The 15,509-nt window shown below is 69.4% G+C and carries 14 protein-coding genes; 7 read left to right on the top strand and 7 right to left on the bottom strand.

All coding sequences use genetic code 11. The annotated features are described in order from the left end of the window. Nucleotides 1–51 precede the first annotated feature (51 nt). A complete protein-coding gene (locus AB0Q90_RS24480) occupies nucleotides 52–627 on the bottom strand; it encodes a transcriptional regulator (protein WP_363161493.1) in 576 nt (191 codons plus the stop codon). Between the two features lie 231 nt (nucleotides 628–858). Between AB0Q90_RS24480 and AB0Q90_RS24475 the strand changes: the two genes are divergently transcribed. After that, complete coding sequence (locus tag AB0Q90_RS24475) at nucleotides 859–2,304, top strand: glyceraldehyde-3-phosphate dehydrogenase (RefSeq protein ID WP_363161492.1); 1,446 nt, start codon at nucleotides 859–861, stop codon at nucleotides 2,302–2,304. A 72-nt stretch (nucleotides 2,305–2,376) separates the two neighbouring features. On the opposite strand, the gene AB0Q90_RS24470 is transcribed toward AB0Q90_RS24475, so the two are convergent. Continuing rightward, nucleotides 2,377–2,829: an NAD(P)H-dependent oxidoreductase gene (locus AB0Q90_RS24470; protein ID WP_363161491.1), complete on the bottom strand. Its 453-nt coding sequence runs from the start codon at nucleotides 2,827–2,829 to the stop codon at nucleotides 2,377–2,379. Nucleotides 2,830–3,030: 201 nt separating this feature from the next. Between AB0Q90_RS24470 and AB0Q90_RS24465 the strand changes: the two genes are divergently transcribed. From AB0Q90_RS24465 to AB0Q90_RS24445, 5 genes are all read left to right on the top strand, one after another. Continuing rightward, on the top strand, nucleotides 3,031–3,846 hold the full coding sequence (locus tag AB0Q90_RS24465; RefSeq protein WP_363161490.1) for a sulfotransferase: 816 nt from the start codon (nucleotides 3,031–3,033) through the stop codon (nucleotides 3,844–3,846). Nucleotides 3,847–3,890: 44 nt separating this feature from the next. Next, the gene (locus AB0Q90_RS24460; protein ID WP_363161489.1) at nucleotides 3,891–4,211 is read left to right on the top strand and encodes a hypothetical protein; all 321 of its coding nucleotides are present in this window, start codon (nucleotides 3,891–3,893) and stop codon (nucleotides 4,209–4,211) included. 153 nt (nucleotides 4,212–4,364) lie between these two features. Next, entirely contained in the window at nucleotides 4,365–5,480 is a 1,116-nt protein-coding gene (locus AB0Q90_RS24455; RefSeq protein ID WP_363161488.1) for an acyltransferase family protein, read from the top strand. A gap of 72 nt (nucleotides 5,481–5,552) precedes the next feature. Continuing rightward, the gene (locus AB0Q90_RS24450) at nucleotides 5,553–6,209 is read left to right on the top strand and encodes a lipoprotein (RefSeq protein ID WP_365733611.1); all 657 of its coding nucleotides are present in this window, start codon (nucleotides 5,553–5,555) and stop codon (nucleotides 6,207–6,209) included. A gap of 131 nt (nucleotides 6,210–6,340) precedes the next feature. After that, nucleotides 6,341–6,763 (top strand): DUF350 domain-containing protein, encoded by a 423-nt coding sequence (locus tag AB0Q90_RS24445; protein WP_363161486.1) that lies wholly within the window; start codon nucleotides 6,341–6,343, stop codon nucleotides 6,761–6,763. Nucleotides 6,764–6,832: 69 nt separating this feature from the next. Here AB0Q90_RS24445 and AB0Q90_RS24440 read toward each other — a convergent pair whose 3' ends face one another. Genes AB0Q90_RS24440 through AB0Q90_RS24425 form a run of 4 tightly spaced genes read right to left on the bottom strand, consistent with a single transcriptional unit; the run spans nucleotide 6,833 to nucleotide 11,403 of the window. Further along, nucleotides 6,833–8,188, bottom strand: coding sequence for a GH1 family beta-glucosidase (locus tag AB0Q90_RS24440; RefSeq protein WP_363161485.1), 1,356 nt, complete (start codon nucleotides 8,186–8,188; stop codon nucleotides 6,833–6,835). Nucleotides 8,189–8,220: 32 nt separating this feature from the next. Continuing rightward, on the bottom strand, nucleotides 8,221–9,060 hold the full coding sequence (locus AB0Q90_RS24435) for a carbohydrate ABC transporter permease (RefSeq protein WP_363161673.1): 840 nt from the start codon (nucleotides 9,058–9,060) through the stop codon (nucleotides 8,221–8,223). Nucleotides 9,061–9,073: 13 nt separating this feature from the next. Then, nucleotides 9,074–10,072, bottom strand: coding sequence for a sugar ABC transporter permease (locus AB0Q90_RS24430; protein ID WP_363161484.1), 999 nt, complete (start codon nucleotides 10,070–10,072; stop codon nucleotides 9,074–9,076). Nucleotides 10,073–10,086: 14 nt separating this feature from the next. After that, nucleotides 10,087–11,403, bottom strand: coding sequence for an extracellular solute-binding protein (locus AB0Q90_RS24425; protein WP_363161483.1), 1,317 nt, complete (start codon nucleotides 11,401–11,403; stop codon nucleotides 10,087–10,089). Nucleotides 11,404–11,586: 183 nt separating this feature from the next. Between AB0Q90_RS24425 and AB0Q90_RS24420 the strand changes: the two genes are divergently transcribed. Next, complete coding sequence (locus AB0Q90_RS24420; protein WP_363161482.1) at nucleotides 11,587–12,891, top strand: ROK family protein; 1,305 nt, start codon at nucleotides 11,587–11,589, stop codon at nucleotides 12,889–12,891. Between the two features lie 48 nt (nucleotides 12,892–12,939). Here AB0Q90_RS24420 and AB0Q90_RS24415 read toward each other — a convergent pair whose 3' ends face one another. Then, complete coding sequence (locus tag AB0Q90_RS24415) at nucleotides 12,940–15,132, bottom strand: discoidin domain-containing protein (protein WP_363161481.1); 2,193 nt, start codon at nucleotides 15,130–15,132, stop codon at nucleotides 12,940–12,942. Nucleotides 15,133–15,509: the final 377 nt, after the last annotated feature.

Here is a 15,509-nt window from a genome sequence, read left to right as displayed (position 1 = left end):
GCTATATGTGAGGTCGCGCGTCACCGCTGAAGGCGGGCCGCGCGGCCCGATTCAGGCGGCGAAGCCGATGTTCGTGACGTACTCGTACTGACCCCACTGGGAACCCAGGTCCACGACCACGTCGTTGATCCATGCCTCGTCGAGGCCTTCGTAGTCGCTCGCGGACCACGCCTCGACGATCCGGTCCCAGTGGCGGACGTTCAGGGTGCGGTATTCCACGACGCGCTGGCGGGGGCGGTCCACCTGGGACTGGTTGAGGGGGTGGAACTCCACCCGGGTGCCCCGGCCTGCGGCGTTGAGGCGGCGCAGGAGGTAGACGGAGACGTTGCGCCGGCGGACCAGGAGGTAGGCGGACTCGATCCGTTCCAGGTTGCGCCGCGAGGGGGTGCGTCTGCCGTCCAGCCAGGCCTTGAGCGTGCGGTCGGTGACCGTGAGGCCGGCCTCGCGGGCGGCGGCGCGGGCGTGGTCGGTACGGGTGAGGTAGTGCAGCCGGGCCAGCAGTCCGCGGCGGGCCGTGACGGGGGTGACGACGAAACCGGCCAGGGCGTCGAGTTGGCGGGCGACGGCCTCGTGGCCCTTGATGCCGCGGGCACCGTACTTGCCGAATTCGATGGTGCGGTCCGGCACTTCGCCTCCCGATCGGCTCCTGGACTGCGTGACGGCGCATCAAGACTATTTCACGCGGTCGCGGACGCGCCCCCAGACGGCGCCGTCAGGTGCAGCTGTCGCTCACCACGAAGCTCTCGGCCTGACCGTCCGTGCCGAATGTGGCGCTCGTCCCAGTCTCCGGGCCCCCCTGACAGGCTCCCGACGTGGGCGGTTAGCATATGAGCACCGCCTAGCTCGAAAGAGACTTCTGTGACTGTCAACGACGACTCGTTCACCAACTGGAAGAACCGCGAGGAGATCGCGGAGTCGATGATCCCGATCATCGGGAAGCTGCACCGCGAGCGGGATGTGACGGTCCTGCTGCACAGCCGCTCCTTGGTGAACAAGTCGGTGGTGAGCATCCTCAAGACCCACCGGTTCGCCCGCCAGATCGCCGGTGAGGAACTGTCGGTCACCGACACGCTGCCCTTCCTGCAGGCGCTGACCGCTCTCGACCTCGGCCCGGCCCAGATCGACATCGGCATGCTGGCCGCGACATACAGGTCGGACGACCGCGGTCTGTCGGTGGCGGAGTTCACCGCCGAGGCCGTCGCCGGTGCCACGGGCGCCAACAAGATCGAGCGCGGCGAGGGCCGTGACGTCGTTCTGTACGGCTTCGGGCGCATCGGCCGTCTGGTCGCCCGGCTGCTCATAGAGAAGGCCGGTTCCGGCAACGGCCTGCGGCTGCGGGCCATCGTCGTGCGCGGCGGCGGCGACCAGGACATCGTCAAGCGGGCCTCGCTGCTGCGCCGGGACTCCATCCACGGCCAGTTCCAGGGCACGATCACGGTCGACGAGGCGAACAGCACGATCATCGCCAACGGCAACGAGATCAAGGTGATCTACGCCAACGACCCGTCGGAGATCGACTACACGGCGTACGGCATCAAGGACGCCATCCTCATCGACAACACCGGCAAGTGGCGCGACCGCGAGGGGCTGTCCCAGCACCTGCGTCCCGGTGTCGACAAGGTCGTCCTGACCGCGCCCGGCAAGGGCGACGTCCCGAACATCGTGCACGGCGTCAACCACGACACGATCAAGCCGGACGAGCAGGTCCTGTCCTGCGCCTCCTGCACCACCAACGCGATCGTGCCGCCGCTGAAGGCGATGGCCGACGAGTACGGCGTGCTGCGCGGCCACGTGGAGACCGTCCACTCGTTCACGAACGACCAGAACCTGCTGGACAACTACCACAAGTCGGACCGGCGCGGCCGTTCGGCGCCGCTGAACATGGTCATCACCGAGACCGGTGCGGCCTCCGCCGTCGCCAAGGCGCTCCCGGACCTCAAGGCGAAGATCACCGGCAGCTCGATCCGGGTGCCGGTGCCGGACGTCTCGATCGCGATCCTGAACCTTCAGCTCGGCCGCGCGACGACCCGCGAGGAGGTCCTGGACTACCTGCGCAATGTGTCGCTGACCTCGCCGCTCAAGCGCCAGATCGACTTCATCACCGCCCCCGACGCGGTGTCGAACGACTTCATCGGCTCGCGTCACGCCTCGATCGTCGACGCCGGCGCCACCAAGGTCGAGGGTGACAACGCCATCCTCTACCTCTGGTACGACAACGAGTTCGGCTACTCGTGCCAGGTCATCCGGGTCGTCCAGTACGTCTCCGGCGTGGAGTACCCGACCTACCCGGCTCCGGCAGTCTGATCGACGAAGGCCCCCGAGCGGGCGGCGACGGAAGGTCCGTCGCCGCCCGCTGTCGTTTCCTCCTGGGGCAGGTCAGCCCATCAGCCCCGCCGCGAGCGTCGCCCCGAGCTCCCAGCACGCCTCGACGTCGGCCTTGGCGGGCTCGCCGGTCACGGTCACGGCATCGACCGTGCGCCGCCAGCCGAGGCCGGTCGTGATCGACTCGATGGAGCGGACCGCCCCGGTGACGTCGTTCCCGCCGTGCACGTAGTAGCCGAAGGGCCGGCCGCGCGTGGCGTCCAGGCAGGGGTAGTAGACCTGGTCGAAGAAATGCTTCAGGGCGCCGGACATATAGCCGAGGTTGGCCGGGGTGCCGAGCAGGTAGGCGTCGGCGTCCAGCACATCGGACGCCGTGGCGGCCAGCGCCGCGCGCCGTACCACCCGTACGTTCTCGATCTCGGGCGCGGTCGCCCCGGAGACGACGGCCTCCAGCATCGCCTGGCAGTTGGGCGAGGGCGTGTGGTGCACGATCAGCAGAGTTGCCACACGACGGAACCCTGCCGTGACGGCCCCGGTCATCGCAAGCTCACACCGGATTCCGTACGTCCGAATATGTCCGTCTCGCGCTTTTCTCAGGGAATTCCCAGTGCTCGGCCAGGACTGGTCCACCGTTCAACAGCGGTATCGTCAAGGCAATTCAACGGGAGGAAAAATGCTTCGCGCGCGGTGAGCAGGGAGGCGTGAGTCATGGACTGGAGCGGCCCGGGTGTCCGCCGTGTGGCCCGCGGGATCCGACGCCGGATCCGGAAGCGGGTCGTGCGCCCCGTTCCCCGGTCGGCCCACCGGCTCGTACCGGACCCGGTGTTCGTCCTCTCCTCCGTGCGCTCGGGCTCCACGCTCCTGCGGGTACTGCTCAACAGCCACCCCCTGATCCGCGCCCCGCACGAGATGCACCTGCGTACGCTGGCCGTCGATCTCACCAAGCCGTACACCAAGAAGGCGATGACCGAACTCGACCTCGATCAGCGGGAGTTGGAGTATCTGCTGTGGGACCGGATCCTGCACCGCGAGCTCGTGCGCAGCGGGAAGCAGATCATCGTCGACAAGACTCCGGGCAACGCCGCGGTGTGGGAGCGGCTGCACGAGGGGTGGCCGCGGGCGCGGTACATCTTCCTGCTGCGCCACCCGGCGTCGATGGTGAGCTCGCTGATCACCGGCCGTCCGGACCGGGATCCGGAGGCGACGGTGCGGGAGGTGCTCGGGTATGTCGAGGCGGTCGAGGCGGCCCGGCAGGCACTGCCCGGACTCACGGTCCGCTATGAGGAACTCACCGAAAGACCCGTCGAGGTCACCCAGGAGATATGCGCGTTTCTCGGCGTGGAATGGACGCCGCGCATGCTGGAGTACCGAAAAGTCGATCACGGTCCGTTCGTGCCGTTCATCGGCGACTGGAGCGACAACATAAAGTCCGGGAAAGTCCAGAAGGCTCGGCCGCTGCCCGACCCGGCCGACGTTCCGCCCGCGCTGCGCGACATCGCCCGCACCTGGGGATACCCGAGTTGAGCGAGCCGAGGTGCCGGTGCACCTGTCCGGGGGCGACGGTGTGGGTGACCGGCCTGCCGACGGCCGACCGGCTGGCCGCCGCCTATGCGCTGGCGGAGCGACTGCAGGCCGAGCGGCGGCGGGTGGAGGTGCTCGACCGCTACGACGACCTGTGCGCCGACACGGGCCGCCTGGGCCTGATCGCCGAGGTGCTCGCGCGCAACGGGGTCGTCGTGATCGTTCCGTGCGCCGCACAGGGCGCGCCCGCGGTGCGTTCACGTCACGAGGCGAGCGGTACCCGGTACCTGGAGGTGTCCGTCACCGGGCGCACCAGCCCCGAGGAGTCGGTGGCGGCGGTCCACGGACAGCTCGGCGCGCACGACTGACCGCGCGGTGCCACGACGGTCACATCATGACCATCCGGGTTTACGCGCCTGCACAGCCGTCGCTACGGTGTCCCACACGTCCGGCACACGGGTCGCATAGGTAACTTCTGTAAGAGGTGTTCTGCTCTGTCTGGGTTCCGTCGGGAAGGAATCGTGCAGCAATCGCTGCTTTCGCGCATACCCGGGCAGGCACCGCCGCCTCCGGAGTCCGGCGCCGCGCCGGCCGGGCGGACCGGTCGGTCGGTCAAGCAGCGGGACGCGTTCTTCGACAACGCCAAGTACCTGGCCATCGTGCTGGTGGCGATGGGACACGCGTGGGAGCCGCTGCGGTCCGAGAGCCGGACGGTGACCGCGCTGTACATGGTCGTCTACGCCTTCCACATGCCGGCCTTCATCGTGATCTCCGGCTACTTCTCGCGGAGCTTCGACGCGAGCCCGGGTCGCATCAAGCGGCTGGTGACCGGGGTCGCCGTCCCGTACGTCGTCTTCGAGGTGGCCTACACCTTCTTCACCCGGTGGACGGACAACGAGCCCGAGCGGCAGATCAGCCTGCTGGACCCGCTGTACCTGACCTGGTTCCTGGCGGCGCTGTTCATCTGGCGGCTGACCACTCCGCTGTGGAACGCGGTCCGCTGGCCGCTCCCGCTGGCCCTCGCCGTCGCGATGCTGGCCACCATGACGCCGTCCATCGGCAAGGACCTGGACCTTCAGCGCGCCCTGCAGTTCCTGCCCTACTTCGTGCTCGGCCTGTGCCTGAAGCCGAAGCACTTCGAGATGGTGCGCCGCCGCGAGGTGCGGCTGCTGGCCCTGCCCGTCCTGCTCGGTGCCTCCGTCGTGGCCTACTGGGCGGTCCCGCGGATGAACTACGCCTGGTTCTTCCACCGCACCAGCGCGGAGCAGCTGGCCGCACCGGTCTGGTCCGGGCCCATCATGACGCTGGCCCTCTTCGGCTGCTCGGTCGTCCTGGTCACCTGCTTCCTGGCGCTCGTACCGAGGCGCGGCATGTGGTTCACGGCACTGGGCGCGGGCACGCTCTACGGCTATCTGCTGCACGGCTTCTTCATCCAGGCCGCGAACCGCTGGCACTGGTCGGACAACGGCTGGTTCCACAAGCCGCTCGGGGAGATCACCGTCACCCTGATCGCCGGAGCGGTCGTGACGGCACTGTGCACACCGCCGGTGCAGCGCCTCTTCCGCTTCGCGATGGAACCGAAGATGGACTGGGCCTTCCGGCAGCAGGCGCCGTCGTCGGCCGACCGGCCTCGGTAGGACCAGCCCTCCGGGGCGGACGCCTCGGGCCTCGGCTACTGTGTCCCGCCGGGTTTCCGAGGGGAGATGCAAGTGCTGGTCGGGGCGGGTGCGGCGGGGCGTCGCGCGGTGTGTGCGGTGGCGTTGGCCGTGGTGTTGACGGGGTGTTCGGCGGGGGCCGAGGACGACGCGAAGGCGGCGGAGAGTACGTCGGCGTCGGCGGCCTCCGTCGCGCGCAGCGGTGGGTCGCTCGGGGCGAAGGGCTCCGACTGTGAGCTGCCCGTCACCTTCGACATCGCCGAGGAGTGGACCGCGGAGGCCGTCGACGGCTCCACGGAGGCGGACGGCGAGTTGGCCGAGGAGCTCGCCGACGCCCTGCTGCACCAGGGGCCGGTCACCGCGGCCTGCGAGGTCGACGCCAAGCCCGCCGGGAACATCGGATTTCTCCGTGTGTGGACGGGCGAACCGGGCGACGACGACGCCCGCACCGTGCTGAAGGCGTTCGTGGCGGCCGAGGACGGCGTGAGCAAGGAGCGGTACCGCACGTTCACCACGGGCGGCCTCACCGGCGCCGAGGTGGAGTACCTCTACACCAGCGAGATCCTTGAGGAGACCAAGGAGGAGCGCGCCCTGGCCGTCACGACGCCGCGAGGGCCGGTCGTCCTGCATCTGGGCGGGCTGGACACCGAGGAGCACCGGGCCATGCTTCCGGCGTACGAGCTGGCCAAGAAGACGCTGCGGACCGGCTGACGGCACCTGCTTCCGAGCCAGGAGGCAAGGACGGCACGGGTGTTGCCGCCGCGTCGAACAGGTGCGCTACATTTTGCATCTCCTTGACCGCGATCATTCACGATCCCTCACAGTACGGAGCCGGCCACCCCATGAGCGACATCGTCAACGGACTCGGCCGGGCCAGCGCTTACGGCGCCCTCGGCCTGGTCCTGCTGGTCCTCGGCATCGTCCTGATCGACGTGCTGACGCCCGGAAAGCTCGGCCGGCTCATCTGGGAGCAGCGCAACCGCAATGCCGCGGTGCTGCTCAGCTCGGCGCTGCTCGGTATCGGCGGCATCGTGTTCACGTCCATCTGGACGACGTACGACGACTTCGGCAAGGGGCTGGCCTCGACCGCCGCGTTCGGTGTGCTGGGCCTGGTGATGATGGCCGTGGCGTTCCTCGTGGTGGACCTGATCACGCCGGGCCGGCTGGGCGTGACGCTGGTCGAGGCGGAGCACCACCCGGCGGTCTGGGTGACGGCGTCCTGCAATGTGGCGGTGTCGGCCATCCTGTCGGCGTCCATCGCCTGACGCACCGTCCGGCCCACCTCGTCCGAGGCCGTGCCGCCGCGTTCTCGCCGGCGGCACGGCCTTCGTGCGTCAGGCGTGCGCCTGCCGGTGGGCGCGGATGAGGTCGGCATAACGCCGGCCGCTCGTCTTCATCGTTCGGGTCTGTGTCGCGTAGTCGACGTGGACCAGCCCGAACCGCTTGTCGTAGCCGTAGGCCCACTCGAAGTTATCGAGCAGGGACCAGGCGTAGTACCCGGCCAGCGGTGCGCCCTTGCGCAGGGCGCGGGCGCAGGCGGCCACGTGCTGTTCCAGGTAGCGGGTGCGCTCGGGGTCGTGGACGGTGCCGTCCGGCGCGACGGTGTCGGGGAAGGCCGAGCCGTTCTCGGTGACGTACAGCCTGCGCACGCCGTAGTCGTCGGTCAGCCGGAGCAGCAGGGCTTCCAGGCCGTCGGCGTCGATCTGCCAGTCCATGCCGGTGCGCGGTACGTCGGGCAGGCTGACCTCTCTGGCGTACGGGACGGGCCCTTCGGGGTCGTCGGTCACGGTCGCCGGGAAGTAGTAGTTGAGGCCGTGCCAGTCCAGGGGCGCGGCGATGGTGTCGAGGTCGCCGGGTCGCTCGGGCAGTTCCACGCCGTACAACTCCCGCATGTCGGCGGGGAATCCGCGGCCGTAGACCGGGTCGAGCCACCAGCGGTTGCTGTGGCCGTCCATGCGGGCGGCCGCCGCGAGGTCCTGCGGCCGGGTCGAGGCGGCCGCGACGGTGGAGTGGTTGGTCACCAGGCCGATCTCGGCGCCCGGCACGGCCGCGCGGATCGCCTGCGTGGCCAGGCCGTGCCCGAGCAGCAGGTGGTACGAGGCGCGCACGGCGGCGGTGAGGTCGGTGAGGCCGGGGGCCATCCGGCCTTCGAGGTGGCCGATCCAGGCGGAGCACAGGGGCTCGTTGAGGGTGGCCCACCGGGTGACCCGGTCGCCCAGCCGCGCGGCCACGGCGGAGGTGTAGGCGGCGAGGTGTTCCGCCGTGTCGCGGACGGTCCAGCCGCCGCGGTCCTGGAGCGTCTGCGGCAGGTCCCAGTGGTAGACGGTGATGTTCGGGGTGATGCCCGCCGCCAGGAGAGCGTCGACGAGCCGGTCGTAGAAGTCGAGGCCGGCCGGGTTGACCGGGCCGTCGCCGCCGGGCACGACGCGCGGCCAGGCGAGGGACATGCGGTAGGCGTCGGTGCCGAGTTGCCGCATCAGCGCCACGTCCTCGGGCCACCGGTGGTAGTGGTCGCAGGCCTCGTCGCCGTGGTCGTCGTGGTCGACCTTGCCCGGGGTGTGGGAGAAGGTGTCCCAGATGGAGGGGGTGCGGCCGTCCTCGGCGACGGCGCCCTCGATCTGGTAGGCGGACGTGGCCGTGCCCCAGCTGAAGTCGTCGGGGAAGGCGGCGAGGTCTATCGGTTCGGGCACAGAGAACCTCTCTGGGTCGGTCGGGCGCGCGGTCACTTGACGGCCCCGGCGGTCAGGCCGGTGACCAGGTAGCGCTGGAGAAGAAGGAAGCCGGCGACGACGGGCAGGCTCACGACGAGGGAGGCGGCCATGATCTGGTTCCAGTACACGTCGTTCTGGGTGGAGTAGCCCTGGAGCCCGACCGCGAGGGTGCGGGTGGTGTCGTTGGTCATGACGGAGGCGAACAGGACCTCGCCCCAGGCGGTCATGAACGCGTACACGGCGACGGCGACGATGCCGGGGACCGCCGCGGGCACGATGACCCGGAAGAGGGCGCCCAGCGGCCCGCATCCGTCCACCTTCGCGGCCTCGTCGAGGTCTTTGGGCACCGAGTCGAAGTACCCGATGAGCATCCAGATGGAGAACGGCAGCGAGAAGGTGAGGTAGGTCAGGATCAGTCCGCCGCGGGAGCCGAACAGGGCGATGCCGGTGGCGTTGCCGATGTTGACGTAGATGAGGAAGAGCGGCAGCAGGAAGAGGATGCCCGGGAACATCTGGGTGGAGAGCACCGTCACGGTGAAGACGCGCTTGCCGCGGAAGTGGTAGCGGCTGACGGCGTACGCGGCGAAGACGGCGATGGTGACGGAGCAGACGGTGGCCGCGCCCGCCACGATGAGCGAGTTGGTGAAGTAGTCCGCCAGCGGGACGGTTTCCCAGATGTCGAAGTAGGGGCGGACGGTGAGGTCGGAGGGCAGCCAGGTGAACTTGCCCGAGACGTCCTGGAGCGGTTTGAGGGAGCTGGAGATCATCACGTAGACCGGCAGCAGGACGAAGCCGGTCAGGAGCGTGAGGAAGATCCGCCGGCTCCACAGGAACGACTGCGGGGGCGCCATCGGGGAGCGGGGCCTAGGCATCGGTGGCCTTCCTTCCGCGGGAGGTCAGCAGGAGGTAGACGCCCGTCACCGCGAGCAGGAACAGGAGCAGCAGGACCGACATCGCGGAGCCGGTGCCGAAGTTCCAGGTCTGGAACGACGACTGGTAGATGTGCAGGGAGATGAGGTCCGCGGCCTCCGGTGCCGCCCTCCCGAACAGGACGAAGGGGGTGTTGAAGTCGTTGAACGTCCACAGGAACAGCACCAGCACGAGGACCTGGTTGACCGGGCGCAGCGACGGCAGGGTGATGCGGCGGATCTGCTGCCACACGCCCGCTCCGTCGAGCGCGGCGGCCTCGTAGAGGTCCCTGGGGATGTTCTGGAGCCCGGCCATGACGATGAGGAAGGCGAACGGCCAGCCCTTCCACACCGAGACGACGAGCAGGGTGACGAAGCTGTTGTCGCCGATGAGCCAGAACGGCGGTGTGTCGGTGAGCCCCAGCTGGTCGTGGAGCACGTGGTTCACCAGGCCGTTGTCGCGCTGGAACATGAACGCCCAGGTGATGACGGCGGCGTAGACGGGCAGCGCGTACGGCACCAGGAAGATCGTGCGCAGCAGGCCCCGGCCGCGGAAGGTCTCCTGGAGGTAGACGGCCGCGGCCGTGCCCAGCAGCCAGCACAGGCCGACCGAGAGGACGGTGAACAGGCAGGTGGTGACGAAGGACTTGAGCAGGGCCTCGCCCACGGGGGCGTCGAAGTCGACGGAGACGGCGTAGTTGTCCAGGCCGGACCAGGGGGCGGTGCTCCAGTCCCGGATGTAGAACTGGGTGAGCTCCTTGAAGCTGACGACGATGCCGATGACCATCGGCACCAGGTGGACCAGGAGTTCGAGGAGCAGGGCGGGAAGCAGCAGCAGGTACGGCAGCGAGATGCGGCGCAGCCGCCCGGAGCGGCGCTTGCGCGGTGCCGCTCCGGGGTCGTGCTTGCGTGCCGTCCGCTCGCCGGTGCCCCGGGCAGCGGTGGTGGTCGTCATGGGGGTGTCCGTGCTCACTGGTTGGGCATCTGCTGCTGGGCCTTTTCGAGCTTCTCGCGCACCGACTCGGTGGTGACCGCGCGTCCGGCAGCGGCGTCGGCGAAGAGTTCCTTCACGGCGGTGCCGACGACGGTCTCGAACTGCGACTCGTCGGGGACCTGGGGCAGCGCGGTGGCGCTGGTGGCGAGGGTGTCGCGGAGGACGGCGAGGGCGGGGGTGTTGAACGCCGGGTCGTCCTGGGCGGACTTGACCGGCGGTATGGAGCCGTAGGCGCTGTTGAGGATCTTCTGCTCCTCGTCGCTGGTCATGAACTCCACGAACTGCTTGGCGCCGTCGATGTTCTTGGTGTTCTTGAACACCGCGAGGTTGATGCCGGCGACCATGGAGTTGGTGGCGGTGCCCTGGCCGGGTTCGCCGGAGGGGACGGGGGCGGGTGCCACGCCCCACTCGTCGTCCTTCATGCCCTGCGACTTGAAGGTGGCGGAGGCGGTCTGCCACAGCACCATGGCCGTCTTGTCCTTGGCGAAGTCGCTCAGCGACTGGTTCTGCGCGTACTCGGCGTTCCCCGGCGCGATGATCTCGTCCTTGGCCATGAGGTCGACGTACTGCTTCACGGCTGCCACAGCGCCGTCGGAGGTGAAGTCCGCCTTGCCGTCGGGGGTGAAGAAGTCGGCGCCGTGCTGCTGGCCCAGCACGAAGACCTGGTGGATGTTGTTGGCGAGGTTCGAGCCCTCCGCGCCCAGCGCCCACTTGCCGTCCTTGGACAGCTTCTTGCCGATCTCGCTCATCTCCGCCCAGGTGGCGGGCGGCTTCTCGATGCCCGCGTCGGCGAACATCTTCTTGTTGTAGTAGAGGGCGTAGGCCATGGAGTAGAGCGGCACGGCGGCAGGGTCCTGGCCCTGGGCGCCGGTGGAGCCGAGCGCGGAGGCGACGAAGCGGTCCTTGCCGCCGATCGCCTCGAAGTTCTTCGCGTCCCAGGGCAGCAGGGCGCCGGTGGCCTGGAGGGAGGCGCTCCAGGTGTTGCCGATGTTGAGGACGTCGGGTCCCTGGCCGGAGGTGGTGGCCGTGAGGATCCGGTTCAGCAGATCCGACCAGGGCACGACCTCCAGCTTCACCTTGATGCCGGTCTCCTTCTCGAACTTGTCGAGTTCCGGCTGGAGGACCTCCTTGTCCACCTCCAGGTTGGCGCCCTGGTTGGAGGCCCAGTACGTGAGGGTCTTCGGCTGCTCGTTGGATCCTTCCGAGCCGGACGACCCCCCGCCGCAGGCAGCCACGGTGAGGGCGAGCGAGAGGGTGAGGACGCTGAGGGATGCGGCTCTGCTTCTGCGCATGACGTCAGGGGCCTTCCGAGAAGTGGCGACTGTCGCCCGCGGAGGGTCCGGGGCAGCGCCCCGCGTGCGGACCCGCACCCCCCACGGCTTAATTTAGAGTGTGAGTTAAGCTTCAAGCCAAGGGCGCGTCAAGGGCCCTGTCCAGGTAAGTTGCGATGAGGATGTCGACACGGAGGAGCACGCGTGAGAGTGCGCAGCGGCCGTACGGTACGTGACCTGCGGCGGGAGAATCGCACCGCCGTCCTGCAGCGGCTGTACTTCGACGGGCCGCTGAGCCGCTTCGCGCTCGGCCCCGCCACCGGACTGAGCTCGGGTTCGGTGAGCAACGTGGTCTCGGAGCTGATGGCCGAGGGTCTGGTGGAGGAGGCCGGCAGCGTCGACTCCGTCGGCGGCCGCCCGCGCACCCTGCTGCGTGTCCGCCCGCGGAGCGGCCACATGATCGGGGTCGACGTGGGCGAGACCCGCGTCCGCGTCGAGCTGTTCGACCTCGCCCTCACCGAGCTCGCCCGGGTCGAGAAGCCCCTGGCGACCGAGAGTCCGCGCCGCGTCGACCGCTACGACGTCGACGTGGTCGTGCGGCATCTGCGCGAGGGCATCGCCGAGGTGCTGGAGCGGGCCGGGATCCCGGCGGAAGGGCTGCTCGGTGTCGGGATCGGCGTCCCGGGCATCGTCGCGCGGACTCCCGAGGACGGCGCCATCGTGCACGGGCAGACGATCGGCTGGGACGCGGTCCCGCTGGAGCGCGCACTGCGCGACTCCGGGCTGCTGCCGGAGACGGTGCCGTACTACATCGACAACGGCGCCAAGACCCTAGGACAGGCGGAGATGTGGTTCGGCGCCGGCCGGGGCGCGCAGAGCGCAGCAGTGGTGCTCTTCGGCTCGGGCGTGGGCGCCTGTGTCGTCTCCGCCGACATGGGACCGGGGCGGGCCGTGGAGTGGGGGCATCTGACCGTACGGGTGCGGGGGCGCCGCTGCCGCTGCGGCACCCAGGGGTGTCTGGAGGCGTACGCGGGCGCCGAGGCGCTGCTCGAACGCTGGGCGGAAGCGGGCGGGCAGCCGCCGACCGGAGTGGACGAGGAGACCGCGCTCACCGCGATGCTCGCCGCCGCCTACCCGGCCTCCGGGCCTGCCGACGGGACGGCCCTGGCCGTTCTGGAGGAGACCGCCGAGTACCTGGGCGCCGGGTTCTCCGACCTGATCAACCTGTTCCAGCCGGAGCGCATCCTGGTCGGCGGCTGGGCGGGGCTCCAACTGGGCCGCCGTTTCCTGGACTCGGTGCGCACCCACGCCACCGCCTACTCCCTGCGCTACCCGGCCGCGCGCGTGACGATCGACCTGGGCACCCTCGGCCCGGACGCCGTCACGGTCGGCGCCGCGATCCTGCCGCTGGCCGACTTCTTCGCCCGCGGCGGGCACCCGGTGGAGACCGAGCCGAAGGAGCCGCGTCCCGCCTGGCGGACCAACCTCCAGGACCGTGCGGCGCATTGAGCGCCGGGCCGGACGCGGCGCCGTCCGTGTCCGGCCCGGAGGGATCGGTCAGGGGTAGGACACGACCGTGGACGGCACGGTCGAAGTGCCCGCGGGGACCGTGGAGTTGCCGGTGTCGTTGATCACGTGCTCGTAGTGGCCGTTGCCGCCGAGGGAGACCACGAGCAGGCTGTGGAACTTCACCCCCGGCTTCACCGGCGACTTGAAGCCGTGGTCCTGGCGGATGCTGGGGTCGACGTTGTAGTAGCAGTAACTGCCCATCCCCCACCCTTCATGGGTGTCCACCGAGTCGTCGACGCGATAGGCCGCGTACCCCTTGGTGGAACCGTTCTGGATGGCGGCCTGGTTCGGCGCGTCGTAGGCCTTCTCGTTCTGGAAGAAGATCGTCCGGCCGCGTTCGCCGTACCACTCGACGTCGTACTTGTTGAAGTGCTCGACGAACAGGCCGGTCGCCAGCACATCGTCACCGTTGACGCGTACGCCGTAGTCGGCGCGGTTGGTCTCCCAGCCGACGCCGTCGCCGTGGTCGGCACGCCACACCCAGGTGTGGTCGATGATCGTGTCGTCGCTGTTGACGACCATGCTGGTGGTGGCCTTGCCGGCGCCCGCGCCGCCGATGCGGATGTAGACGTCCTGGACGGTGGTGGGGTTGGCCCCGTGGTCCGCGGACGCGCCCTCGGGCCCAACCTCCAGCAGGGTCGGGGAGTTGACCGTCCCGGCGTCGATCAGGAAACCGGCCAGCCGGACACCGTCCACGTCGCCGACACGCATCGCCGTGACGCCGTTGTCCGGGATGATCGTGGCCAGGCCCAGGCCGAGCACGATGGTGTCGGCCCGGTCGATCTGGATCGTCCGGTCGACGTGGTAGACGCCGGGAGTGAACAGCAGGTGCAGGCCCTGGCTCACGGCCCGGTTGATGGTGGCCGCGTCGGCGCCGGGCTTGACCACGTAGAAGTCGCTGAGCGGGACGGACCGGCCCTGCGGGGTGCCGTTCTCCCATGTCGTGCCACGGGCGTTGGTGCGCAGCCCGGGCGCGAACACCTTGTAGTCGTCGCCGTCCAGGTAGAGGAAGGGCTTCTCGCGTGAGAGGGGTGTGTTCGCCAGCGTGGTGTACTTCGGCTCGGGGAAGCCGGTCGCCGGGGCGCCGACGGTGCCGGAGAAGACCTGGTTCCACACCGAGTTGGACCAGCCGCCTATGGAGCTGTCCCGGGTGTACCACTGCTGCTGCGAGTAGTTGCCGATCTGTCCGTCGACCTTGGAGTCGGCGATGTAGCCGCCACTGGCCCAGCCGTAGCCGTCAGGTGCGAGGTTGAGTCCGCCCTTGACGTGCATCCGGCGGAACGAGGACGCCTGGGACACCGCCCAACGGTTGGTGCCGTTCACCGGGTTGACCGCGAGGTTCTCGGCGGCGCGCCAGAAGTTCTGGGTGGCGTTGCCGTTGAACCAACCCGCGTCGACGGTGATGTCGCCGTTGATGGTGGTGTCGTCGGGCCGCAGGCCGAGCCCGGCGATCTGGGTGTAGAAGCCGATCTGGGCGTTGAGGCCGTTGTAGGTGCCGGGCTTGAAGAGGAAGGCGTGCCGGCCGTTGCCGAACTGGGCCGACTCCTGCTGCCGGAACACCTGGTCCAGCTTGGCCTGGATGCCGGGCGACGAGGGGTCGAAGACATGGACGTTCGGGCCGAGGTCGCCGCCGCCCGGGATGACAGGGCCGCCGTCGGGGGTGCCGTAGACCTTGAACTCCCACAGTGAGTAGCCGTATCCGGTGGCGCGGGCGGTGCCGAGCATACGGACGTAGCGGCCGGTGGCGGAGACGTTCAGGGTCTCGGTGCCGCCGGTGCCGGTGGTGGTCGAGTGGGCCGTGGACCAGTCCGTGCCGTTCTGGGAGGTCTCGATGCGGTAGGCCGTCGCGTAGGCGGCCTCCCAGCGCAGTTCGATCTGGCTGATCGCGGCCGGGGCGCCGAGGTCGATGCGGATCCACTGCGGGTCGGAGAAGGCGCTGGACCAGCGGGTGCCGTTGTCGCCGTCGACCGCCGCGGCGGCCGGGGTGCCGGCGTGCTCCGTGCTGGAGGCGGTGACCGGCTTGCCCTGGGACAGCAGTGTGGGCGCCGCGGCCGCCCGGGGGGCGGGGACGACGGCGAGCAGGGCGGCGGCCAGGGCGAGAACGAGCGCGCCGATGACGCTGCGACGGGATGGTCTGCTGTGGGGTGGAGCCGCTGCGGGGGGTGGTCCGGCTGCGGGCATGAAAGGGCTCCTCGAAACGAGAGGGAAACGGAAGAGCGCGCTCTCGGGGAACCCTGCCCGTGCCGGTCCGGTCCGGTCAATAACTCCGTCACGACTTTTCTTTCACCTTTCATTAAGTAGGGAGGGGTTCTGAGTTGAGCATCACGCGGGCTGGACCGGTTCAGCTCACGTGGGGCCGGGCCGGAAATCGGCGGATGGCCGAGATCGACGGGACGTCCCCGCAGCCGGTGACCACGGAGGCCGTCCGGTACGCGCCATTACCGGAGAGGCCCGGCGACCGCGCCGCCCCGGCCCCGGATGCGCGTATACAGCCCCGTAGCCCGCTTCACGGTTCCGCCACGGCTTCTTCACATGAGGATCACTTCCGGCCGAACCGG

Source organism: Streptomyces sp. NPDC079141, from assembly GCF_040686775.1.
GTDB lineage: Bacteria > Actinomycetota > Actinomycetes > Streptomycetales > Streptomycetaceae > Streptomyces.
Note: the sequence above shows the minus strand (reverse complement) of the source record. Positions and strands in the feature narration are given on the sequence as shown.